Source organism: Pseudomonas sp. B21-053, assembly GCF_026016365.1.
GTDB classification, from domain to species: domain Bacteria; phylum Pseudomonadota; class Gammaproteobacteria; order Pseudomonadales; family Pseudomonadaceae; genus Aquipseudomonas; species Aquipseudomonas nunensis.
This window is the reverse complement of sequence record NZ_CP087205.1, coordinates 558,469-580,813: the sequence shown is the minus strand read 5'-3', so window position 1 is coordinate 580,813 and position 22,345 is coordinate 558,469. Positions and strand designations below refer to the sequence as shown.

The window sequence follows — 22,345 nt, the reverse complement described above, 5'->3', positions numbered from 1 at the left end:
CTCCTACATTGGGATTGATGTACACCCTGTAGGAGCTGCCGAAGGCTGCGATCTTTTCGTTTCAGCCATCCCGGTCTAACGATCGATCAACCGCCCCAACCCGTCCAGCAACCGCTGCAACGCGCCCTGATTGGTGCGCATCACCTTCAACCCCGCCTCTGCCATCCGTTGCGCATCGCGCGGCAATTCGAACAAGCGCTGCACCGCCACCGCCAATCCTTCCGCATCATCGACTTCAGCCAACGCCCCGGCACTGCGCAATTGCGCGGCGATTTCGAGAAAGTTGAACAAGTGCGGCCCGCTCAAAACCGGCTTGGCCAGCGCCGCCGGTTCCAGCAGGTTATGCCCGCCATTCGGCACCAGACTGCCGCCGACAAACGCGCTGTCGGCCAAGGCATAGAGAAACAGCAACTCACCCATGGTGTCGCCCAGCAGCACCGAAGTATCGGCAGTCACCGGTTCACCCGTGGAGCGCCGAACCGTGGAGAAACCTTGCTGCTTGCACAGCTCGAAAACCGAATTGAAACGCTCCGGGTGACGCGGCACCAGAATCAGCAAGGTATCGGGATGACTGGCCAGCAATTGACGATGGGCCGCCAGCACCACTTCGTCTTCGCCTTCGTGGGTACTGGCGGCGATCCACACCGGACGCTCCAGCGCCTGCCACTGACCGCGTAACTCGGCGGCGCTCTGAAGCAGTTGCGGGTCGATGGTCAGGTCGAATTTGATCGAGCCAGTGACCTCGACGGTTTCCGCACGCGCACCGAGTGAACGGAAGCGCTCGGCCTCGGCTTCGGTCTGCACCGCGAACAGGCTCATCTCGGCCAGCATCGGCCCGGTCAGTTTATGGAAGCGGCCATAGCCCTTGGCCGAGCGCTCGGACAATCGCGCGTTGGCCAACGCCACCGGAATCCCGCGCTTGGCGCACTGGTGAATGTGGTTGGGCCACAGTTCGGTTTCCATGATCACCGCCAGTGTCGGCTGGACCCGATCCAGGAACCGCGCCGCTGCGCACGGCAGGTCGTAAGGCAAATAGCAGTGCTGAATGCGCGGTTCGTTGGCGAACAGGGCGTGGATGCGCTCCGAACCGGTCGGGGTCATGCAGGTCACGGTGATCGGCAGCGTCGGATAGCGCTGCAGCAAGGCACGGATCATCGGCGCCGCCGCGATGCTTTCGCCCACGGACACGGCGTGCACCCAGATGCCGCCCGGCTTCATGACCGGCAACCCGTAGGAGAACCGCTCGCCAATGCGCTTGGCATACGCCGGCGCCTTGCGCGAACGCAGCCACAGTCGAATCGCTACCAGTGGCAGCCCCAGATAAAACAGCGCGGTGTAGAGAGTTCTATTCATGGCGGCGGAGTTTATCGGGTTTTCAGCCGATCGCCTGCAAGTGCACGGCAAAACGTTCGGCCAACCAACGCGCCGCCGGCCCGAGCGGTTCGTCGCGACGCCAGACCAGCTCCACCACCAGCGCCGGTGGCGTCCATTCGCTGACCAGTTCGACCATCTGCCGTTGATACCCCGAGTACTGCACAACGTTGCGCGGCAACCACGCCCAGCCGAGGCCGCGCATCAGCAATTCGGCGATGACATAGAAGCTGTCAGCGCGCCAGACCTGCGGGCTGGCCGGCTCGCTACCGGGATAGACGCTGGACTGAGCGGCCATCAGCAGTTGGCGATGTTGGGCCAGTTGCTGGCAGTTGACCTCATCCAGCGCCGCCAACGGATGGCCGACGCCACACACGGTGACCATTTCGATACTGCCCAATACCCGCCGCTCCAGCGCCTCGGGAATCTGATCGTGGTAGAACAACAAACCGAGGTCGGCGCGGCGCTCCAACAATTTTCTCGCCACATCGCCCTGGGTGCCGTTGGACAATTGCACTTCCAGGCTGGGGAACTGCACCGCGAGCGCGCTGAGACTGTCGACGATCGGCTGAAAAGGCATCGCCTCATCCTGGGCCAGACGGATGCGCGCTTCCTGGCCGCGCATCATTGCCAGCGCCCGGCCGTTCAAACGCTCGCACTGTCGCAGCACCTCCCGCGCTTCTTCGAGCAAGGCACTGCCGGCCTCGGTCAGCTTCGGCTGGCGGCCGCTGCTGCGGTCGAACAGGCTCACGCCGAGGTCTTCCTCCAGCAACGCAATCGAACTGCTGACCGCCGACTGCGCCTTGCGCTGATCCCGCGCCACCGCCGAAAACGAGCGCTGCTCCGCTACGCTGACAAACAGGCGCAGCTGTTCCAGGTTCCATTGCATGTTCATGGCTCGACCTATCTCGATGGCAGATAGGTAATGACTTTACCGCATCTGGGGAATCTCTAGAATGCCGACCTCAGAAAGCAACACTTCACACGAGGATTACCCCATGACCGCTTACTACTACCTGGCCATCGCCATCTGCGCCGAAGTGATCGCCACTGTTTCGATGAAAGCGGTCAAAGGTTTCAGCACGCCCCTGCCGCTGATCCTGGTGATCGTCGGTTATGGCATCGCGTTCTGGATGCTGACCCTGGTGGTGCGCAGCGTGCCGGTGGGTGTGGCCTACGCGGTATGGGCCGGCATGGGGATTGTGATGGTCAGCGTCGCGGCGCTGTTTATCTATGGGCAGAAGCTGGATGTGCCGGCAATGTTGGGGATGGCGTTGATCGTGCTGGGCGTCGTAGTGATCCAGCTCTTCTCCAAAACCGCCGGGCACTAACTGCCGAAATCCAATCAACTGTGGGAGCGGGCTTGCTCGCGAATGCGGTGTATCAGGCAACTTCAATGTCGACTGGTACACCGCTTTCGCGAGCAAGCCCGCTCCCACAGGGGTTTTGCATCCACCCGATTGATCACCGACAAATCCCCTCTTCTTCGAGTCTGTATACTGCGCCCTCGTCTTGAACACTGAGGTCGCTGCATGCCATCCGTTATTTCCACCGACGTTCTGATTGTCGGCGCTGGTGTCGCCGGCCTCTGGCTCAACGCGCGTCTGCGTCGCCAGGGTTTTTCGACCGTGCTGGTGGAAAGCGCCACCCTCGGTGGCGGGCAAAGCGTGAAGTCCCAGGGCATCATCCACGGCGGCGCCAAGTACGCGCTGCATGGCGCCCTGACCGGTGCTTCGGAAGCCATCGCCGACATGCCGCGCCGCTGGCGTGAAGCGCTGGCCGGTGACGGCGAATTGGACCTGAGCGGCGTGCGCCTGCTGTCCGAAGCCCATTACCTATGGTCCCCGGGCACAATCGCCGGCAACCTCACCAGTTTCTTCGCCAGCAAAGCCGTGCGCGGGCGGGTCGATCAGGTCAAGGGCGATCAATTGCCGCCGGCCCTTCAAGACAAGCGCTTCAAGGGCAAGGTGTATCGCCTGGCTGAACTGGTGATCGACGTGCCGAGCCTGATCCAGCGCCTCGCTGACCTGGCCGGTGATGGCTTGCTTGCCGGGCAAAGCATCGAACCGTTGCTGGAAGGTGGCGTTCTGGTGGGCCTGACTGTCGACGGTCGCGACATCCGCGCCCAGCGCATCGTCCTCAGCGCCGGTGCCGGCACCGCCACGCTGCTCGAAGCATTGGGGTTGAGCCAACCCGCGATGCAGCGCCGACCGTTGCACATGATCATCGCCAAAGGCCCGAGCCTGAAACCGCTGTACGCCCACTGCCTGGGCGGCGGGACCAAACCGCGCATCACCGTCACCACCCATCCGGCCGCCGATGGCCAATGGGTCTGGTACTTGGGCGGTGACATTGCCGAAGCCGAAGGCGTGGCCCGCGAACCAGCGGAGCAAATCGCCACGGCGCAGAAAGAGCTCGGCCAGTTGCTGCCGTGGATCGATCTGAGCACGGTGCAATGGGCGACCCTGCGCGTGGATCGTGCCGAGCCGCTGCAAACCGGCCTGACCCGCCCGGACAATGCGTTCCTGGCCGAAGAGGGTCGGCTGCTGGTCGGTTGGCCAACCAAACTGGCGCTGGCGCCGGACTTCGCTGACCGCGTCATCGCCAGCCTGGCCCGCGACGGCATTCAACCCGGCCCGTCGGCACCATTGCCCGATCTGCCAAAACCACCGATGGGCGTTCCTGCCTGGGAGCAACTGCTGCCATGAGCGTAAAAACCTTGCACGACTTGCATCGCCCGCTGGGCAGCACCGGCCTGTTGGTCTCGCCCTTGGGTCTGGGCACGGTAAAACTCGGTCGCGATCAAGGCGTGAAATACCCCAACGGTTTCCAGATTCCTGGCGATGACGAAGCGCGAATGCTGCTCAAGCTCGCCCGCGACATGGGCATCAATCTGATCGACACCGCCCCGGCCTACGGTCGCAGCGAAGAACGACTCGGCCCGTTGCTGCGCGGTCAGCGTCAGGAGTGGGTGATCGTCAGCAAGGTCGGCGAAGAGTTTGCCGATGGCCAGTCCCGCCACGATTTCAGCGCTGCCCACACCCGCCTCTCGGTGGAGCGCAGCCTGCAACGTCTGGAAACGGATTTTATCGACCTGGTGCTGGTGCACTCCGACGGCAACGACCTTGCGATCCTCAACGACTGCGAAGTCTACGAGACACTCGCCGAGCTCAAGGCCGAAGGCAAGATTCGCGGTTTCGGTTTTTCCGGTAAAACCGTCGAAGGCGGCTTGAAGGCTCTGGAACAAGGTGATTGCGCGATGGTCACCTACAATCTCAACGAGCAAAACGAGAAAGCCGTCATTGACTATGCTGCTTCCCACGGCAAAGCGATCCTGGTGAAAAAAGCCCTCGCCAGCGGTCACGTCTGCCTTAGCCCCGGCGTGGACCCGGTGCGCGCCAGCTTCGAGTTGTTGTTTGAACATCCGGGCGTTGCCAGTGCTATTGTCGGGACCATCAATCCGCTGCACCTCGCCCACAACGTCGCGACCGTTGCCCAGGTCCTTCGTAGTAACTGACGCCGCCCACGCGGCCTTAAGCAGGAGCCGACATGCCGCGTACGCTCATTAGAAAGAATCCGAGCAACTTCAAGACCCTGCCGTTGTACGTCGAAGCGACTCCCGAAGGCCTGAGTTATCAAAGCGTCGGGATGCCGCTCAATTTCTCCCAGACCCTGCAACGCCGTCGCCCGGTCGCCGTGGCTGACAGCGAACGGTTCGCCGTGGAACTGGCGAACCTCGGGGTTTCGGTGCGCCTGACCCTGCATTGGCAGAACCGCGATTATTGGGTGCTGGTGCGTCAGCGTCGGCAGGATCGCGGCGACGTGGTGCTCAAGCTGATTTCCGGTTACGTGCCGGCCCACGAGTTGAACCTGCCGCTGCACACGGCGATCCAGGAGATTGCGGAAGAGTGCCTGCTGGAAACCCCGGAAGGCTGGCTGGGTGGGCGTTTCAACGACACTTGGCTGCCGGCGCCCTACTCGTCCGCCCTGCATTATCGCGAAGCCCTGCCGTTTCGCCTGTCGCCACTGTCCGGTTCGGCGCGGCCGGTGCGTTGCGCCAACATGCAGTTGATCGAACGGCCCCGGGCCTACGTGCATCTGCCGACCGCCTCCTTGCAACTGATCTATGACTTACGCCTGGACGTGCCCAAGGAGGCCAAGTCCCTGAGCCTGTTTCATGTGGACGAACGCCTTGAAGGCGATCAGTTAGTGGCACGGCTGGATCGTAAACGGCCGGACTTGTACCTGATGCCATTGCAGGATGGCCAGCCGATGGCTGAGCTCTACACGCTGAAAAAAGATCAACTGTACCCGGCGAGCACCCGTGGTTTGTACCTGGCCGAGAGCTTTGCCCAGCAGGAAGGCTGGCTGGTGCGCGATGAGCGGATTCGCTGGAAGGATTGGGTGCGGCAACAGGGGTTGGCGCCGCCGGGGAAGGACTCAGGGTTGGCGCGGTTGCGGGGGAAGGCGAAGCAGTTGCTGAAGAAAATCGTGCCGCGTAAAAAAGTCGGTTCTTAAAAGCAAAAGATCGCAGCCTTCGGCAGCTCCTACAGGGTTATGAGTACACCTATAGGAGCTGCCGAAGGCTGCGATCTTTTGATCTTGCAATTGATCGTTCCCACGCTCCGCGCGGGAACGATCATCCCGAGTCAGTTATTGCGGATCTTCTCGACAATCGCGGTCGTCGAGCTGTTTTCCACCAGCCCCAACACTTTCACTGTCCCGCCGTAGGCCGAGACGATGTCCGCGCCGACCACCTGGTCGATCCCGTAATCCCCGCCCTTGACCAACACGTCCGGCTTGACCTCGCGCAGCAGGTTTTCCGGGGTGCCTTCAGCGAAGCTGATAACCCAATCCACCGCGCCCAGACCGGCCAGTACCGCCATGCGCCGGTCAACGCTGTTGATCGGACGACCCGGCCCTTTCAGGCGGCTCACCGACGCATCGTCATTGACGGCGACGATCAGGCGATCGCCCTGGGCCCGCGCCTGTTCGAGGTAGGTCACATGGCCGGCATGCAGAATGTCGAAGCAGCCGTTGGTGAAGACGATCCGCTCGTTGTGCGCACGGGCGTCATCGACGGCCAGCAACAGCTGTTCGAGGCCGAGTACACCGCGCTCGGAACCTTCTTCACGCTGGATCGCGCGACGCAGTTCCGGCGCGCTGATGCACGCCGTACCGAGCTTGCCGACCACAATGCCCGCCGCCAGGTTGGCCAGGGCCACCGCGTGGGGCAGTTCTTCGCCAGCGGCAATCGCCGCCGCCAGGGTAGAAATCACCGTGTCGCCGGCGCCGGTCACGTCAAATACTTCACGGGCGCGGGCTGGCAGGTGCAACGCCGGATGATCCGGGCGCAGCAAGGTCATGCCGTGCTCGCCACGGGTCACCAGCAAGGCGCCGAGGTCGAGGTCGTGCATCAGGGTCGCGCCCTTGCTCACGAGTTCGTGCTCATCGGCGCAACCGCCAACGATGGCTTCGAACTCGCTGAGGTTCGGCGTGATCACGGTCGCACCACGGTAGATCGAGAAATCCTTGCCCTTGGGGTCGGCCAGCACCGGAATGCCACGGGCACGAGCGGCCTGGATCAACACCTGATGGTTTTTCAGCGCGCCTTTGCCGTAATCGGACAGCACCAGCACCTTGATGCCTTCGAGCAATTCGTCGACCTGCTCGCCGAGCGCCAAGGCGTCGGTGGCGAACGGTTCTTCGAAGTCGATACGCAGCAATTGCTGGTGACGGCTCATGACCCGCAACTTGACGATGGTCGGCTGGTGCGCAATGCGCTGGAACAACGCGCGCACACCGGCACCCTTGAGGCTATTGGCCAGGCTGTCGGCGGCTTCATCGTCGCCGGTCACGCCGACCAGCGAAGCCGGGGCGCCGAGTGCGGCGATGTTGAGAGCAACGTTGGCGGCACCGCCCGGGCGGTCCTCGATTTGCTCGACCTTGACCACCGGTACCGGCGCCTCAGGGGAAATCCGTGAGGTACCACCATGCCAGTAACGGTCGAGCATGACATCGCCGACCACCAAGACAGGGGCTTGATCGAATCGCGGCATGGACAACTTCATGGAGCAACCCACATACAAAATGAACAGGGGCGCGATATTAACACAGGGTTGGCGCAGGCTTGTGCGGCGGCTGCAACAGGATGAATTGACGGGGTTTTCTGATCATTTATTGAGCAAACAATGTCACTAACCGGGCGCAGGCGTCTTCCAACTGCAGATTCTGGGTATCGATCTCGCACTCGGCCTTCAGCGGCGCCTCGTAAGGGCTGTCGATACCGCTGAAGTCCTTGATCCGCCCTTGCAGGGCCGCCTGATACAGACCTTTGGGGTCTCGTTGCGCGCAAATCGAGAAGGGTGTGCTCACGTAAACCTCGATGAAGTCGCCCTCGGCAAACAATCGCCGCGCGGCCTCCCGCTCGGCGCGGAACGGCGAAATCGCCGCCACGATCACGATCAGCCCGGCATCGACCATCAGCCGCGCGACCTCCGCCATGCGCCGAATGTTTTCCCGGCGACAATCAGCCCCCATGCCCAAGTCGCTGCACAGGCCACCGCGCAGGTTGTCGCCATCAAGGATAAACGTGTGAAAGCCGCGTTGATTGAGTTGCAACTCCAGGGCATTCGCCAGCGTCGACTTGCCCGCCCCGGACAAACCAGTCAACCAGAGGCAGCGCGCACGCTGCGACTTGAGCGCGGCCCGGGCGTCGCTCGACAGCGCCAACGCGTAAGGACGGATCGTTGGCGTCGGCGTGGGCATCGATTGGGCTTTATTCATAACCGAGCATCTCGTAGTCGCGTTGATACACCCGACGCACCAGCCGTCGGGTCCGCACGGAACAGAAATCACGCGCCGGTCTTGGCAGGCGCTGCTGTGAGCTGTTGACATAAGGCAGCGTCACCGGGTGCTTCAACTGCTCGCACACCAGTGCGAAATCCCGCGCCAAGTGCTCCTGGTAGCCGATGAAGTCCAGGGTCAGGTGCCCGAGGGAGTCGGTGAGAAAATCCGTCTGAGCTGCAAAATGCAGCTGGCGGCTGATCGTCTCCGGATGCAGCCAGCGCGCCACGAAGTCGTCGAAATCGCGGTACTGACTCACCAGTTTCTGCGCCGCGTGGTCACGCCGTCCCAGCTCGTTCCCCCTCAGAAAAGCGTAAGCCGAGTAGGCTCGTTCCAGTGGGTCGCGGACGAAAGCGAACTTGAAACTGGCGGCAAACTGTTCGGGAAACTGTTGCTCGTACCAGTACAACGGCAAGTGTCCGGGGCTCCAGTCGTCGAACAACGCCGCGCACACACTGCTGCCGGCGCATTTGGGCACATGGATGAACAGGCAACCATGCTGTGCGAAGGACGAGGGGAATTGCAGATTGGCTGACATCGACTTGTTCACCACCTGACGGTCCACGACCGACAGGCGCCCCAGCAGGAAGGCTCGCTGCTGCTTGGGCAATAGTTTCCAGAGATATCGTTGCAACATTGCGGTACCCGCGCGAGGGGGATGGCCCCTTCGATTGAAGTCAAAAGTTCGTTCAGGAACCTTAACAAGCGCGGTGCGGAGTTTTATTCAGGTTTGGTCAAGAAGGGTAAGGATTCGGACACAAATCACCGGGCGCATTGCACGTCCGGTGAGCGCGAGGGTGAGCCGGGCTCACCCTCGTACCCGATCAGGCGATGTCTTCAGCCGGGGCATCGAGGCCCATGGCGTTCAAGCGAGCGTAGTAACCGTTCTGCGCCAGCAGTTCGGCATGGGTGCCGCGCTCGACGATGCGGCCCTGATCCATGACCAGAATCAGGTCAGCCTTCTCGATGGTCGACAGCCGGTGGGCAATCACCAGGGTGGTCCGGCCTTTCATGACCTGATCCAGCGCTGCCTGGATATGCCGCTCCGATTCGGTATCAAGGGCCGAGGTGGCCTCGTCGAGGATCAGCAGTGGCGCGTTCTTCAGCAGTGCCCGGGCAATCGCCAGACGCTGGCGCTGGCCACCGGACAGCAACACGCCGTTCTCGCCGACCTGAGTGTCCAGGCCTTCCGGCAACTGCGCGATGAAGTCCATGGCGTAAGCGTCTTTCGCCGCTTTCTCGATGTCTTCACGGGGCGCGCCGGCCAGATCGCCATAAGCGATGTTGTTGGCCACGGTATCGCTGAACAGCGTCACATGCTGGGTCACCTGGGCGATGTGCTTGCGCAGGTTCAGCAGTTTGTATTGTTCCACTTCAACGCCATCGATCAGGATCTCGCCCTTGTCGTGGTGATAGAAGCGTGGAATCAGGTTGGCCAGGGTCGATTTGCCACTGCCCGAGCGTCCCACCAGCGCCACCATTTGCCCCGGTTCGACCGAGAAGCTGATGTCGTTGAGCACCTGGCGATCGGTGTCCGGATAGGTGAAGCTCAGGTTGCGCACGTCCAGGCGACCGCTGACCGAGTCGCGCTCGACGGTGCCGTTATCGACTTCCGGCTCGACGTCCAGCTGCTCGAAAATGCTTTCGGCACCGGCCACGCCTTTCTGGATGGTGGAGCTGACTTCAGACAACTGACGGATCGGCTTGGGCAGCAGGCCGGCCAAAGTGATGTAGGCGATCATGTCACCGGCAGAAGCATCACCGCGCAGGTACAGCACCAGGAACATCAGCACCGCCATGGCGCTGTAGATCACCAGTTGCAGCAGCGGCGTGTAGATCGCGCCGGTACGGGTCATGCGCAGTTGCTTGTCTGTGTTGCCCTGGCTCGCTGCCAGGAAACGATTTTGCTCGTAGACTTCGCCGCCGAAACTGCGAACCACGCGATAGCCCTGGATCGTTTCCGAGGACACGTGGGTCACATCGCCCATGGCCGTCTGGATTTTCTTGCTCTGCTTGCGGAATTTCTTGCTGGCGGTGCGCACCATGACGGCGATCAGCGGCAGGATCGCGACCATCACCAGCGTCAGGCGCCAGTTCATGATCAGCAGCGAGCCAAACAGGAAGATCACCGTCATGCCTTCACGGATTACGACCTTGATCGCATCTGTCGCCGCCCCGGTGACCATGGTCACGTTGAAGGTGATACGCGAAATCAGATGACCCGAGTTATGCTTGTCGAAGTAACGGTTCGGCAAGACCAGCAGGTTGTTGAACAGTTGCACCCGCAGGTCGTGGACCAGCCCGAGGGAAACCTTGGCCAGGAAGTAGTTACCCAGGTAAGAACCCAACCCCTGCCACGCCGCGATCAGGATGATCAGCAACGGCACCGCCTGCAGCAGTTGCAGGTCGCGCAGGTAAGGCACCGTCGGAAACAGCACGGCCTCTGGATTGGACAGACCGTCGACGAAGTACTTGAGGATGTAGCCGAGCATTGGCTGCGTCGAAGCGAAAATCAGAAAACCGACAATGCTGATCAGGAAAAGACTGATGTACGGCCGGACATAGCCGAGCAGACGGAAGTAGATTTTCAAGCTCGATGGGCTTGCGGAGAGACTGGAGTCGGTCATATCACGCGAATGTCGATAAAAAGGACGCTGACTTTAGCACAGCTTCTTCAGGGTTCTGGCAAACGCATAAAGGCTGTTATTGTTAGGCACTGCATTCGGCATCAAATAGCCATCACACCGAAATGGCCGATCAACTTCAGGATTGAATCTCTCAGCATGCAACTCAGCGGTTTCAACAATACGTCCAATCGAATCTTCGATTTCATTTGCCTGTGGATTCTTCCACTGGGCTATCTCTTGCTCCTGTGTGCGCTGTTCTTCCTGCCCGGACGCAGCCTTCACCACAAACTGTTTTATGGTCTTTTCAGCATTCCATCGCTGATTGCCCTGTGTCTGCGCCCGCGGGAACTCAAGGAGTTGATACGCGAACCGGTGTTCATTGCACTGCTGATGTTCGCCGCCTGGGCCTTGCTGAGCCTGTGCTGGGGACCGCAAGACAACGAAAGCATTCCCGGCCAGTCCAAGCCAGCACTGCATACGCTGCTGTTGTTTGCCGGCTCCTACCTGCTGGTGCGCTACCGCAGCGAGATCATCCAGCCGTTGCTGTTCAGTGCCGCAATCGTCGGGCTGATCGCTTCGGTCTACAACCTGTACATGTTTGCGCATATCTATGAGCCCGGCATGCGGCTGATTGGTGCCGGCGCGTTTGACAACCCGTTGCTCAGCTCGCATATCTTCGGTTTTTTCTGTGCCTACTGGCTAAGCCTGAGCATGACGTGCAAGCGTCGCCAGGTGCTCTGGCTCAGCCTTCCGGCCATGGGGGTCATGTTCATTGCGGTGATCGCCACGGGGTCCCGAACCCCGCTGGTTGCACTGACGCTGGCCGCGCTCTGGTTGTGTTTCATCTGCTGGAATCGCCGCTCGGTCGTATTGCTCGCAGCGCTGGCAGCCAGCGGGTTAGGCGTCATCGTGCTGTTTTCGCGGATGCTCATCGAGCGAGGCGACTCCTTCCGCCTCGAAATCTGGCAAATGGTCCTGCAGCGGATCGCTGAACACCCTTGGATTGGCCATGGCTACAACGCCAGCCTGGCACTCGACCCCGGCGTCGGCTACAACCTGCAGGAACCCCATAGCTTTGTACTTGGCGTGCTCTATTACGTCGGTATTTTCGGCTTGTTGCCCTGGTTGTTCTTTCAGGCCTGGGGCTTGCTGAGCAGCTGGCGCTATCGCGTCCAGCCGCTGTTTATTATCGCTTCGACCTGGTTGATATTCGGCATCGGCGCCGGCCTGACCGAGGGTGGCGGGATCATTTCGCGCCCCAAAGAGCACTGGTTCCTGTTGTGGATTCCCCTGGCGCTGATCGCCGCGCTAAGCATCAACCAACGCGCCAGACGCCTGCTGACCCTACCGGTCAAAACGCTGAAGCCGGCGGCTTTCGAGCAAATGACCGCCAATGCTCAAATGATCGAAGAAGACGGGCTGGGGCCTAAAGTGCTGCGTTTGGCCGATGGCAGTTTCCTCAAGCTGTTCCGCCGTCGTCGCTGGTACACCTCGGGCAGTTTCAACCCCTATTCCGAACGCTTTGCGGTAAACAGCGAGCAACTGCGCACCCTGGGCATTCCAACACCACTGACCCTGGGCCTTTTCCGCCTCAAAGACGGCAGCAGCGCGGTGCATTACTCGCCACTACCCGGCAACACCCTGCGTCAGGTTCTGCAAGGGATCACCGCGCCAGCGGTGCGTCAGGCACTGGTCGAGCGTTTCGGCAAGTTCATGGCGCAGTTACATGAGCAAGGCGTGTACTTCCGCTCCCTGCACCTGGGTAACGTACTGGTGCTGGAGGACGGCGAGTTCGGCCTGATCGATCTGGCCGATATGCGCATCTACCCGTCCTCATTAAGTCTGTCCTTGCGTCAGCGTAATTTGCGTCACATGCAACGCTACACCGAGGATCGACGCTGGCTGTTCGAGGATCACTTCGAAGCGCTGCTCCAGGGGTACGCCGTGACAGCGTCCAAATCCGCCGTAAGCAACCTGCACAAGCAAGTGCTGGCCGCCAGCCAACCGGCCCGAGCTCACTGATGAACGAAACCAACCCCCTCATTGCGCTGGCAGCCTATCTGCTGGCCATCGTGACCGCCGCACTGCTATTGCGCGCCGTTCCGAAAATCGCCCGGCACCTGCAGCATTCCGGTGAAAGTCGCTATGGCAGCATCGACGGCCTGCGTGGCTATCTGGCGTTTGGTGTGTTCGTGCACCACTCGATCATTACCTGGATCTTTTTACGCACCGGCATCATTGATTTCCCACCGAGCAACTTCTATTCGCAGCTCGGCCAAGGCAGCGTTGCGCTGTTTTTCATGATCACCGGTTTTCTGTTCTGGAGCCGATTGCTCGCCCAAGGGCGCAACCACGACTGGCTGGCCTTTGCGGTATCCCGGCTGTTTCGCCTCTACCCGTTGTATTTGCCACTGATGGTGATCGTGTTCGTCTCAGTCTTCTATCTGCAAAATTGGGAGCTGAAAGATTCCGGCATCAGGCTTGCCGGCCAGATCCTGGCCTGGCTGACCTTCGACCGACCGGACGTCAACCAGTACCACCAGACCGGCATGCTGATCTCCAACGTCACCTGGACTCTGGGTTACGAAGTGTTTTTCTACCTGGCATTGCCGCTGGCCGGCATGGTGTTCATCTATCGCGGCAACTGGCTGCAAGTGGTGTTGTGCCTGATCGGCATTTACGCCCTGTACCAGGTCGTCGGCTGGGAACACTCGCTGAAGAAACACTTCCTGGCCAGCTTCCTCGGGGGTATCGGTGCCGCCTACTGGGTTCGCCGGCCGCAACTGGTGGCCTGGAGTCAAACGCGCTTGGCCGGCATCATCGCGCTGATCGCGCTGGCGATTGCCTTCACCGCCTACAGCCGTGCCTTCAGCCTGATGCCGTTGCTGCTGCTGTCGGTGTTTTTTGTGATCGTGGCATCCGGGCACACGCTATTCGGCGCCCTGAAACCACGCAGCATCCGCTGGCTTGGAGAAATCAGCTACAGCACCTACCTGCTGCATGGTTTCCTGATCTGGGCGATGGTGCAGCGCCTGCCGCATATATTGCCCATCGATACCCGTGAAACCTGGGTCTTCCTGCCGATGATGGCGCTGTGCGCTTGCCTGCTGATCATCATCAGCAGCCTGACCTTCCTGTACATCGAGAAGCCAGGCATCAACGCAGGCAAGAAAGTCTTGCAGTGGCTGCGCCAAGGGCGCGAGGCCGACAAGCGCCTGGCGGAAAAGATCGCCCGCTAGCCGCGAGCGATCCACCCGGCCGGTATCAGTCTTTTTCCAGCGGCGAGAAGTACAGCCGCCCCAGACCACGCCAGGTCTTCTTGTTCCAGGCCTTGAACGGGATCTGCGCCAGCAGCTCCCGCGCCAGCGTGCGGTCACGGTTGGCGGTTTTCAGGAACATCGAGCTGAGGAACTTGTAGCGCACCTCGTCGTACAGCGGGTGATCGCTGAACAGCGCGTAGGAACGCAGGATGTTGTCGATCATGAAGCGGTGGTTCTTGTAGGAATTGGTGGCGTGCTTGCGATAGCGCGCCATCAGCACGTTCAGGCCATCGATGAAATAACCGGCATGGGTCACCTTCAGCTCGATCAGCAAGTCTTCCAGACGAATGTTCGGATCGAACCCGCCCACCTTGTCCAGCGCCTCGCGGCGGATCATCAGGGTCGGCGCCGGCGGGTAAGGCTTGCGCTCCAGAAACATGTCATCGAAGTCCAGGCGACGGAACGGCACGTCCCGGCGCTGGCGCTTCTCCGGGTACAAGTTGCCGTCAGCGTCGATCAGCTCGATATTGCCGGCGCAAATGCCGACCTCTGGCTTGCCGTCCATGTACGCCACCTGAGTGGCTATACGCTCGGGCAACATAATGTCATCTGAACCGAACGGCACAATCAGGCTGCCCTTGGAGCGAGCGATCGCGCCATTGAGCGTGTTGGTCAGCCCCTGGTTTTCCTGCACCCGGAAGTCGAAGCCATGCTGCGCCTGCAACGCCTTGATGCGCTCGACACTGTCGTCCTTGGAACCGTCATCGACCACCAGCAACTCGATGTTCGAGTAGGTCTGGTTGATAACGCTGAGGATGCTTTCCTCGATGTAGGGCGCGTGGTTGTACGACGCAATGATGACGGTGACGATCGGTTGCGCGTCGCTCATTTTGGTTCCTTGCGGGCCTGTTCCAGGCCGGAGTCGATCAGGTTCAGGTATTCCTGGCGGAACACCTCGATGTCATGTTCTTTCTGCAGATAACGGAAGGCCTGTTCGCCCTTGGCCTTGAGTTCGTCATCCGACAGCGCGAGGTAGTTATCCAGCGCCGCGACCAGGCTCGGCACGTCCTTTGGCGTAATCGCCAGACCGCCGGCGCCCTCGATCAGCGGCAGCATGGCCGGTACGTTCGAAGCGATCACCGGCAGATGCCCGCTCATGCCTTCGAGCAGCGCCAGACCCAAACCTTCGGCCAGGGACGGCATGGTCCAGACGTCGAAAGCGCGAATGTACTGCAAGGCAATTTCCCTGAACCCCAACAGGTGTGCACGACCGGTCAGGCCCAGGCGTTCGATCTCCGCCGCCAGTTTCGACTCTTCGCGGCCAGCACCGATGATCGCCAGTTGGGTGTTCGGGTATTTGTCCTTGAGTGCGGCAAACGCCTGCAACAGGTAGGTGTGCCCCTTGACCGGCACCAGCCGGCCCAATGCGCCGATCAAGCGTACCGACGGATCAATGCCCAGCATTTCACGGGCGCGCTCGCGGCTGTGCTGCAAGCCCTCGGCCTGTTCGATGTCGATGGCATTGGTAATCGCGTAGGTGTTCTGGTCGGTAAAGCCGCAGTCGCAGTCCAGCAGGTACTGTTTAACCGCTGGCGAGACACCGACGAAGCGCCAGTGACGATCGATCAGGCGCTGGGTCTGGCGGCGCCGGTAAAACCGGTCGTACTCGCCGAAGCCGTGGGAGATGCCGATGCACAGCGGCACTTTCAGCCAGCGGTTGAGCGTCAGCATCATGTTCACGGGCTTGAAGCGGTTGCAGATCACCACGTCGAATTTTTCAGCACGGCAGAATTTGAACAACTGCCACATGGCGCGCAGGCGCATGCCTTTGAGGGATTTGTCGGAAAACTCGAAATACACCGAACGGTCGGCACGGCTCACTGCCTCGCCAGGCCCTGGCTTGCCACGCAGGAACGCGGCGGTCACCTCGTAGCGATCGCTGGGCAGCGCCTTGACGATCTGCTCTGCCAGGTCGGCAAAATCATGGGCTTTGACGTTGTAGTCAGGCTGCAGTTGCAGAACCTTTGACCGTTGACTCATAACTCTCCCCGTGGAAACCAGTCGCATCGATGACCCAGACCGGTTCGGCGGCGATGCGCCTGACCTCGGCCGGATCGGGTGGGGGCAACCGTGACCACTCGTTGCGCTTCCAGCAAACGAAGTGGAAATACGGAAACCGGCGATCGCCATCGCGATCATTGCTCAAACAGCCATCACGCCAATACCAGCGGCGCGGAAAATCGTCTGTGCCGTCATGCCACTTGATGCAGCCACCCGGCGTGCTGAACGCTTCGGTGAACTCGCTGCGGCGACGCCACGGATTGAGCTTGCCCACCAGGGTGAACAAAGGCTCGGGAAAATTCTTGCGCCAGAGGAAGATGCGGCTGAATGCCCCCTCGTCCAGCGCGTGATGTTCCTGATCGGTAAAACGCTTTTGCCAGCCCCTGATCTGCATGAACAACTCACGCTTGCGCGCGGTGTTGCGCATCAGGCAAAGGTGCCCTGCGACCCGCCGTTCATGAGTGGAAAACAGGTCATAAGCGGCCAGCCGATCCGGGGTGAAATAACTTCGCAGGTCACCATACACCAGATCAATATCGCCGAATGCCCAGAAATCATAGCCTTGCAGGCGGTCAGCGTGAATGTGTCCCAGCGCCGGTTTGATGTCGCACAGCTTGTAAGCCGCACCGGGCGCGAAATCGATGTTCAGGCGCCGGGACACCAGCGCGCAGTAATCGCTGAAGCTCATGCTCTCGACGGAGACATTCGGCGGCAGGTTCTCGGGAATCCCGCAGTCACTGAACAACAACCAGTCGATATCCGGATTACGCCTACAGCTCTCCAGAAAGAACGGCATCCAGAACGGCCAATGGCCGAAATACGGAATCAGAAAAAGAATACGCGGGCTCGGACTCATCACAGAAACTTCACTGCGGCAGGTTAATTTGCCGCCATGCTAAACCGGGTCATGCTTCATTTTTACTGTGCAGATGTATCGTTATGCTTCAAAACCCACAACAATTCATGGCGCCTGACGGCCTTGCGAAAGAACTCGTTCTCGCCATAAGTCGGCGCAACCCGTCTAGCCAGCAGGCGTTGTATGCAGCGGCGCAATCGGCGCTTGAACGGCATGGGCGGTTGCAGGTCATGCATCATGCCCAACGCCATTGCCTTGTCCCGCTGTTGCTCGATGGACATCGGCAGGCAGCACGGCTGCATCGCCAGGGTCGAATCGAACGCCGGGGGCAACGTGATGCCATCGCCCTCGTTGCCCATCGGCCAACGATCGTTGTCGTGCAGGTGATTGGCGTAGCCGAGCAGAGTCGGCTGCCAGTCCAGGCCTTTGAGCGCTTCGAGGACCGCTTCCTGAGCACAGATATGATCAGGGTGAGGATCGAGGGTCGGGTGCGGCAGCACAATCACGTCCGGGCGTGCTCGCAACAGCACTTCGCGAAGGTCGGCCAGCAGGTTGTTCCAGGTCGGTGCGCCGTCGACATCACCGGGCAACATGAACGGGTTCAACTGACGAAACAGGCGGGTGTCGCCCCACTCGGCTTCTCGCGAGCCCATCGGCTGGGAAGGCGCGGCTTTCATCGCCGCCAGTTGCATGCAGAAATAGCCCAGTTGCACGCAATGCGCCTCAGGCACACCGGCCCAACGCGGCACGGCGATGCTGTCCCAGGCGCGCAAGCGACCCTTGAGCCGCGCGGCCTCGGCCTTGTTCAGACCCATACGCTGATAGTGTTCGGCTTCGATTTCGCCGGCGGTCAGGGTGACGATCCAGGCTTCACTGGCCTGGCTGTATAAACCGTAGGCGGCCAATTCGGCATCGTCAGCGTGGGGCGCGATCACCATGACCCGCTGGCGGTGATAGTCCGGTTGTTCGAAAGCCCAGAGCACTGGCTCACCGAACACCTTGCAGAAGCGCCCGCGCAAACGCAGTTGCCCTTGGGATAGAACGTGCACCTGACCGCTGAGGTTCAGGTAACGCAGGCCATTGACGCCGCGCTCAAACGTTTGCCGATCCGGGTGGTTACCACCCTCCAGCTCGACCACCGGGTCGAAAAAGCGCCCCAGCCAGGTACTTTTCACCCGCAGCGCCAGTACCAGCGTAGCGTCGTCGACCAGCATCACACCTTCGTCCAGCCGCAGATGCTCGCCCACCAAATGAACCTTGGGCTGCTGGGTGTAGGGCGGGAAGCTGTACTGGTAATCGTCGCTGGGCGAATAGAACAAATGGTCGGCAAACCAGGCTTCGTGAGCAATCCAGCCCAGCACCGCGAGCACCAACGGCAGCCACCAGGCCACCAGCATGCCGATGACAATCAACAGCGCCAGCGCGATCAGCAGGCCGATGCGCTTGGTGCGACGGTGACGCTTGAGCAGTTGCTGTTTTCGGCTCATGGATGGGCTCATACGGTGAAGACCGGCACAGGATTGCACCAGCGGTCCTTGTATTCACGGTCGGCCCGACCGAAGGAAAACCGCAGGGGTTTATCCAGGGCTCGGGCGTGTTCCCAGGCGCTTTGGGTGTTGAGGAAACTCAGCACGCTGCCAGGGCTGAACTCGCGGGTTTGCGGGTCGACGCCGCCATTGATGTACTCGACGCTGATCCACTGCGGCGCTTCGACGCGGTACACCAGTTGAATTGCAATCGGCGCATCGTTGAGGAAGATCACCGAGCCGATCAGCAGCTCGCGCAGCAACTCGATCACCTCGCCCATGCGCGCCGCACCGGTGGCCGGAAAGCCCCAGCGGCGTTGGAACAGGTCGCAGTAGATCGCTGCCAGCTCGCTGCTGGAAAACTCGCTGACCGACCGCACCACCCCGCCCGCCTCTTCCAGCAAACGCAGTTCGCGGCGCTGGTTGTAGCGAAACTTCTTCGACAGTTCTTCGGGCGTGCGCGCCATGGCCAGCTGCTCGGTCTGCAACTTGATGCCGGTGAAGCGGCCTTCGTTCAGGGCAGACAGGTAACGCCCACGATGCCGCAAAGGAGCCTGGGCATCGGCGGCGGCCGGCAGGATCAGCTCGGCATTGCCGAGATCGAACAGGCCTTTTTTACCGCTGCGCTTGAGCACATCTTTGGACAGAGCGAGGTCGCGGCCCCAGGTCGGGATCGCGGCTTTGACTTCGCCGTTTTGTTCCCAGGCCAGGTAACGCACCGGGATGTCCGCCAGCGCTGCCAGCCGTTCGACGACCATTGGATGAGTCGCGACGCTGCCGCCAAAACGCTGCCAGGCATCGGCATACGTCGAGGCGTCGACAGACGCCCAGCCACGTTCGCGCCAGCCTTGAAATCGGTTGAGCATCAGCCCCTCTGTGCCAGTTCGGTAACGTGTGGCAAATGCCAGAAAGTGTCGCGCACGGCGCGGTCGCTGAAGCGCTCACGCAAGCGATCGAGCATCAGCTCGGCGCACTGGCGACGTTGCTGCTCGTCCATCGCGGCCAAATGCTGCAGCCCTTGCGCCAGGTGTTCGGCATCGCCCAGCGGGAACAGAATGCCCACGCCTTCGACCACTTCCTTCGCCCCGCCGCAGGCAGTCGCCAGCAACGGCACGCCGGCAGCCATGGCTTCAAGCAGCACCATGCCGAACGGTTCGTGATCGGAGCTCAAGGCAAACACATCGAAGGCACGGAAGTAGCGCCGGGCTTCCGGCACCTGGCCGAGGAACAGCACGCGGTCACCGATCCCGAGTTCACGGGCCAGATCCTTGAGGCTTTGCTCGAGGCGACCGGAACCGAGAATCACCAGTTGGCTATTGCCCGGCAACCCCGGCAGTGCTGCGGCAAAACCATGCAGCAACGTGGTCTGATCCTTGTCCGGATGCAGCCGCCCGACGTTGCCGACCACCCACGCATCCGCCGCCAGACCGAGGGTTTCCCGGGCTTCGCGAGCCGACACTTGAGTGACCTGCAAGCCTTGCACATCAATACGGTTGTAGAGCGTCTGAATCCGCGCCGCCGGCCATTTAGGCAAGCACTTGCGCATGTCATCGCGCACCGCATCGGACACGCCGAGCAGGCTCAAGCGCTTGCGGAAAATGTGCGCGAACAGTTTGCGCGTGCCGCGTTTGTAATCATCAAACGCGTGGTGCACACCAATCACCGGCAACGACGTGCCGAGCAAGGCGATGTAAATCGGCTTGAAGCGATGGGCAATGCAGAAACTGAAGTTGCGCGAAGCGGCGATCTTGCGCAGATCGCCGATGGCGCCCAGCTTCAGGCCACGAATGGCCTTGGAGCTGTATTCCATGAACAGCACTTCGTCGGAAGCGCAGCCCGCGGCGACTTCAGCATCGGCGGCCCCGGTCAGAAAGACCGTGGTCACTCGATAACCAGTCCCCGCGAACAGGCTGGCGTACTGCCGGGCGCAGTCCAGGAACGGCCCGTCATAGCCGTGACAGAACTGCAGCACATGGCGTTCAGCCGAGCGTGTCATAAGCGTCCGCGCCTTCTTTGACCACCAGAATGTCTTCCATGATCAGGTATTGCAGGTCGGAGCCGAAGAACATGTTCAGGGCGTCGGTCGGCGAGCAAATCATTGGCTCGCCACGACGGTTGAGCGAGGTGTTCAGCGACACGCCGTTGCCGGTCAGTACTTCCAGCGCTTTCATCATGTCGTAGTAGCGCGGGTTGTATTCGCGCTTGAGCACCTGGGCTCGGGACGTGCCGTCTTCGTGGACGACTTCCGGCACGCGGGTTTTCCACTCTTCAGCCACTTCAAAGGTGAAGGTCATGAAGGGTGCCGGGTGATCGACCTTGATCATCTGCGGGGCCACGGTGTCGAGCATCGACGGGCAGAAAGGCCTCCAGCGCTCGCGGAACTTGATCTGGTGGTTGATGCGGTCAGCCACGCCGGTCGCACTCGGGCAACCAATGATCGAACGACCGCCCAAGGCACGTGGACCGAACTCCATGCGCCCCTGGAACCAGGCCACCGGGTTGCCATCGACCATGATCTTGGCGATGTTTTCCGGCATGTTCTCGAGCTTGCGCCAGGTCGGCTTGCTCGGGTGACGGGCGCACGCAGCGATCACGTCTTCGTTGCTGTAGGACGGGCCGAGGTAGACGTGTTCCATCTTCTCGACCGGTACGCCACGGGCGTGCGACACGTAGGCCGCGGCGCCCACTGCGGTGCCGGCATCGCCGGACGCAGGCTGGACGAACAGTTCTTTCACGTCGTCGCGGGCAATGATTTTCTGGTTCAGCTTGACGTTCAACGCACAGCCGCCGGCGAAGGCCAGCTTGCCGGTTTCCTTGAGCACGTCGCCCAGATAGTGGTCGATCATCTGCAGCGAGATCTTTTCGAACAGCGCTTGCATGCTGGCGGCGTAGTGGATGTACGGCTCGTCGGCGATGTCGCCTTCGCGCTTCGGACCCAGCCACTCGATCAGCTTCGGCGAGAAGTAGAAGCCTTTGCCCTTCTCTTTGTAGCGACGCAGGCCGATGACGTTGGCGTAGTCGGTGTTGATCACCAGCTCGCCGTTTTCAAACGAGGCCAGGCGCGAGAAATCGTACTTGGTCGCGTCGCCATAAGGCGCCATGCCCATGACCTTGAACTCGCCGTCGAGCATCTCGAAACCGAGGAACTCGGTGATCGCGCCGTACAGGCCGCCGAGGGAGTCAGGATCGAAGAATTCCTTGATCTTGTGGATCTTGCCGTTCTCGCCGTAACCGAAGAAGGTCGTGGCGTACTCACCCTTGCCGTCGATCCCGAGGATCGCGGTTTTCTCTTTGAAACCGGAGCAGTGGTAGGCGCTGGAGGCGTGGGCCAGATGATGCTCGACCGGTTCGATCTTGATTTTCTTCGGGTCGAAGCCCAGTTGCTCAAGACAGAACACGATCTTGTTGCGATAGCGCTTGTAGCGACGGTTGCCCATCAGGATCGCGTCGAGGGCGCGGTCCGGGGCGTACCAGTAACGCTTGGCATAGTGCCAGCGCGCTTTACCGAACAGGCTGATCGGGGCGAACGGGATCGCCACCACGTCAACGTCGGACGGCTTGATGCCTGCCTGTTCGAGGCAGAACTTCGCCGATTCGTAGGGCATGCGGTTCTTTGCATGTTTATCGCGTACGAAGCGCTCTTCCTCAGCCGCCGCGACCAGCTTGCCGTCGATGTACAAGGCTGCGGAAGGATCATGGCTAAGGGCGCCGGACAGGCCAAGAATCGTCAATGCCACAGGGGTCTAGCCTCTTTAGTCTGCATTCAGGCGACAAGCGCCTCAAAAATTAATGTGCCCT

19 protein-coding genes are annotated in these 22,345 nt (G+C 60.9%); 6 read left to right on the top strand and 13 right to left on the bottom strand.

From position 1 onward, the window contains the following. Nucleotides 1-75 precede the first annotated feature (75 nt). Together waaA and LOY68_RS02515 are read right to left on the bottom strand one after the other, a co-directional pair. Nucleotides 76-1,353, bottom strand: a complete 1,278-nt coding sequence (waaA, locus tag LOY68_RS02520; protein ID WP_163907972.1) for a lipid IV(A) 3-deoxy-D-manno-octulosonic acid transferase — start codon at nucleotides 1,351-1,353, stop codon at nucleotides 76-78. Between the two features lie 22 nt (nucleotides 1,354-1,375). Then, entirely contained in the window at nucleotides 1,376-2,266 is an 891-nt protein-coding gene (locus LOY68_RS02515) for a LysR family transcriptional regulator (protein ID WP_054053295.1), read from the bottom strand. Between the two features lie 103 nt (nucleotides 2,267-2,369). Here LOY68_RS02515 and LOY68_RS02510 point away from each other — a divergent pair, with 103 nt between their 5' ends. From LOY68_RS02510 to LOY68_RS02495, 4 genes are all read left to right on the top strand, one after another. Then, on the top strand, nucleotides 2,370-2,702 hold the full coding sequence (locus LOY68_RS02510) for a DMT family transporter (protein ID WP_008027887.1): 333 nt from the start codon (nucleotides 2,370-2,372) through the stop codon (nucleotides 2,700-2,702). 201 nt (nucleotides 2,703-2,903) lie between these two features. Continuing rightward, a complete protein-coding gene (locus tag LOY68_RS02505; protein ID WP_265042698.1) occupies nucleotides 2,904-4,079 on the top strand; it encodes an NAD(P)/FAD-dependent oxidoreductase in 1,176 nt (391 codons plus the stop codon). After that, the gene (locus LOY68_RS02500) at nucleotides 4,076-4,888 is read left to right on the top strand and encodes an aldo/keto reductase (protein ID WP_054616413.1); all 813 of its coding nucleotides are present in this window, start codon (nucleotides 4,076-4,078) and stop codon (nucleotides 4,886-4,888) included. Before LOY68_RS02505 ends, LOY68_RS02500 begins: the two co-directional genes overlap by 4 nt. A 32-nt stretch (nucleotides 4,889-4,920) precedes the next feature. After that, on the top strand, nucleotides 4,921-5,889 hold the full coding sequence (locus tag LOY68_RS02495; protein ID WP_054053289.1) for a hypothetical protein: 969 nt from the start codon (nucleotides 4,921-4,923) through the stop codon (nucleotides 5,887-5,889). Nucleotides 5,890-6,020: 131 nt separating this feature from the next. Here the strand turns inward: LOY68_RS02495 and hldE are convergent, their stop codons facing one another. The 4 genes from hldE to msbA all read right to left on the bottom strand — a co-directional run bounded on the left by hldE (nucleotide 6,021) and on the right by msbA (nucleotide 10,844). Further along, entirely contained in the window at nucleotides 6,021-7,442 is a 1,422-nt protein-coding gene (gene hldE, locus LOY68_RS02490) for a bifunctional D-glycero-beta-D-manno-heptose-7-phosphate kinase/D-glycero-beta-D-manno-heptose 1-phosphate adenylyltransferase HldE (protein ID WP_163907966.1), read from the bottom strand. 106 nt (nucleotides 7,443-7,548) lie between these two features. Continuing rightward, complete coding sequence (cysC, locus tag LOY68_RS02485; RefSeq protein ID WP_265042697.1) at nucleotides 7,549-8,157, bottom strand: adenylyl-sulfate kinase; 609 nt, start codon at nucleotides 8,155-8,157, stop codon at nucleotides 7,549-7,551. Next, entirely contained in the window at nucleotides 8,150-8,854 is a 705-nt protein-coding gene (locus LOY68_RS02480; protein WP_163907962.1) for a sulfotransferase family 2 domain-containing protein, read from the bottom strand. Before LOY68_RS02480 ends, cysC begins: the two co-directional genes overlap by 8 nt. A gap of 187 nt (nucleotides 8,855-9,041) precedes the next feature. Continuing rightward, the gene (gene msbA / locus LOY68_RS02475) at nucleotides 9,042-10,844 is read right to left on the bottom strand and encodes a lipid A export permease/ATP-binding protein MsbA (RefSeq protein ID WP_054053280.1); all 1,803 of its coding nucleotides are present in this window, start codon (nucleotides 10,842-10,844) and stop codon (nucleotides 9,042-9,044) included. A 156-nt stretch (nucleotides 10,845-11,000) separates the two neighbouring features. On the opposite strand from msbA, the gene LOY68_RS02470 reads away from it, so the two are divergent. Both LOY68_RS02470 and LOY68_RS02465 read left to right on the top strand, forming a co-directional pair. After that, nucleotides 11,001-12,866, top strand: a complete 1,866-nt coding sequence (locus tag LOY68_RS02470) for a bifunctional O-antigen ligase/aminoglycoside phosphotransferase family protein (protein WP_265042696.1) — start codon at nucleotides 11,001-11,003, stop codon at nucleotides 12,864-12,866. Next, on the top strand, nucleotides 12,866-14,083 hold the full coding sequence (locus tag LOY68_RS02465) for an acyltransferase family protein (protein ID WP_163907959.1): 1,218 nt from the start codon (nucleotides 12,866-12,868) through the stop codon (nucleotides 14,081-14,083). The genes LOY68_RS02470 and LOY68_RS02465 overlap by 1 nt, the downstream gene beginning before the upstream one ends. Before the next feature lie 25 nt (nucleotides 14,084-14,108). On the opposite strand, the gene LOY68_RS02460 is transcribed toward LOY68_RS02465, so the two are convergent. Genes LOY68_RS02460 through LOY68_RS02430 form a run of 7 tightly spaced genes read right to left on the bottom strand, consistent with a single transcriptional unit; the run spans nucleotide 14,109 to nucleotide 22,284 of the window. Then, entirely contained in the window at nucleotides 14,109-14,993 is an 885-nt protein-coding gene (locus LOY68_RS02460) for a glycosyltransferase (protein ID WP_163907957.1), read from the bottom strand. Next, the gene (locus LOY68_RS02455) at nucleotides 14,990-16,144 is read right to left on the bottom strand and encodes a glycosyltransferase family 4 protein (protein WP_054053272.1); all 1,155 of its coding nucleotides are present in this window, start codon (nucleotides 16,142-16,144) and stop codon (nucleotides 14,990-14,992) included. The genes LOY68_RS02460 and LOY68_RS02455 overlap by 4 nt, the downstream gene beginning before the upstream one ends. After that, nucleotides 16,107-17,024: a DUF6625 family protein gene (locus tag LOY68_RS02450; RefSeq protein ID WP_265042695.1), complete on the bottom strand. Its 918-nt coding sequence runs from the start codon at nucleotides 17,022-17,024 to the stop codon at nucleotides 16,107-16,109. The genes LOY68_RS02455 and LOY68_RS02450 overlap by 38 nt, the downstream gene beginning before the upstream one ends. 59 nt (nucleotides 17,025-17,083) lie before the next feature. Further along, nucleotides 17,084-18,508, bottom strand: a complete 1,425-nt coding sequence (locus tag LOY68_RS02445) for a PIG-L deacetylase family protein (RefSeq protein WP_265042694.1) — start codon at nucleotides 18,506-18,508, stop codon at nucleotides 17,084-17,086. Nucleotides 18,509-18,516: 8 nt separating this feature from the next. Then, nucleotides 18,517-19,413, bottom strand: coding sequence for an antimicrobial resistance protein Mig-14 (locus tag LOY68_RS02440; protein WP_265042693.1), 897 nt, complete (start codon nucleotides 19,411-19,413; stop codon nucleotides 18,517-18,519). Then, the gene (locus tag LOY68_RS02435) at nucleotides 19,413-20,543 is read right to left on the bottom strand and encodes a glycosyltransferase (protein ID WP_054053265.1); all 1,131 of its coding nucleotides are present in this window, start codon (nucleotides 20,541-20,543) and stop codon (nucleotides 19,413-19,415) included. Before LOY68_RS02435 ends, LOY68_RS02440 begins: the two co-directional genes overlap by 1 nt. After that, nucleotides 20,527-22,284: a carbamoyltransferase gene (locus tag LOY68_RS02430; protein ID WP_054053263.1), complete on the bottom strand. Its 1,758-nt coding sequence runs from the start codon at nucleotides 22,282-22,284 to the stop codon at nucleotides 20,527-20,529. Before LOY68_RS02430 ends, LOY68_RS02435 begins: the two co-directional genes overlap by 17 nt. Nucleotides 22,285-22,345: the final 61 nt, after the last annotated feature.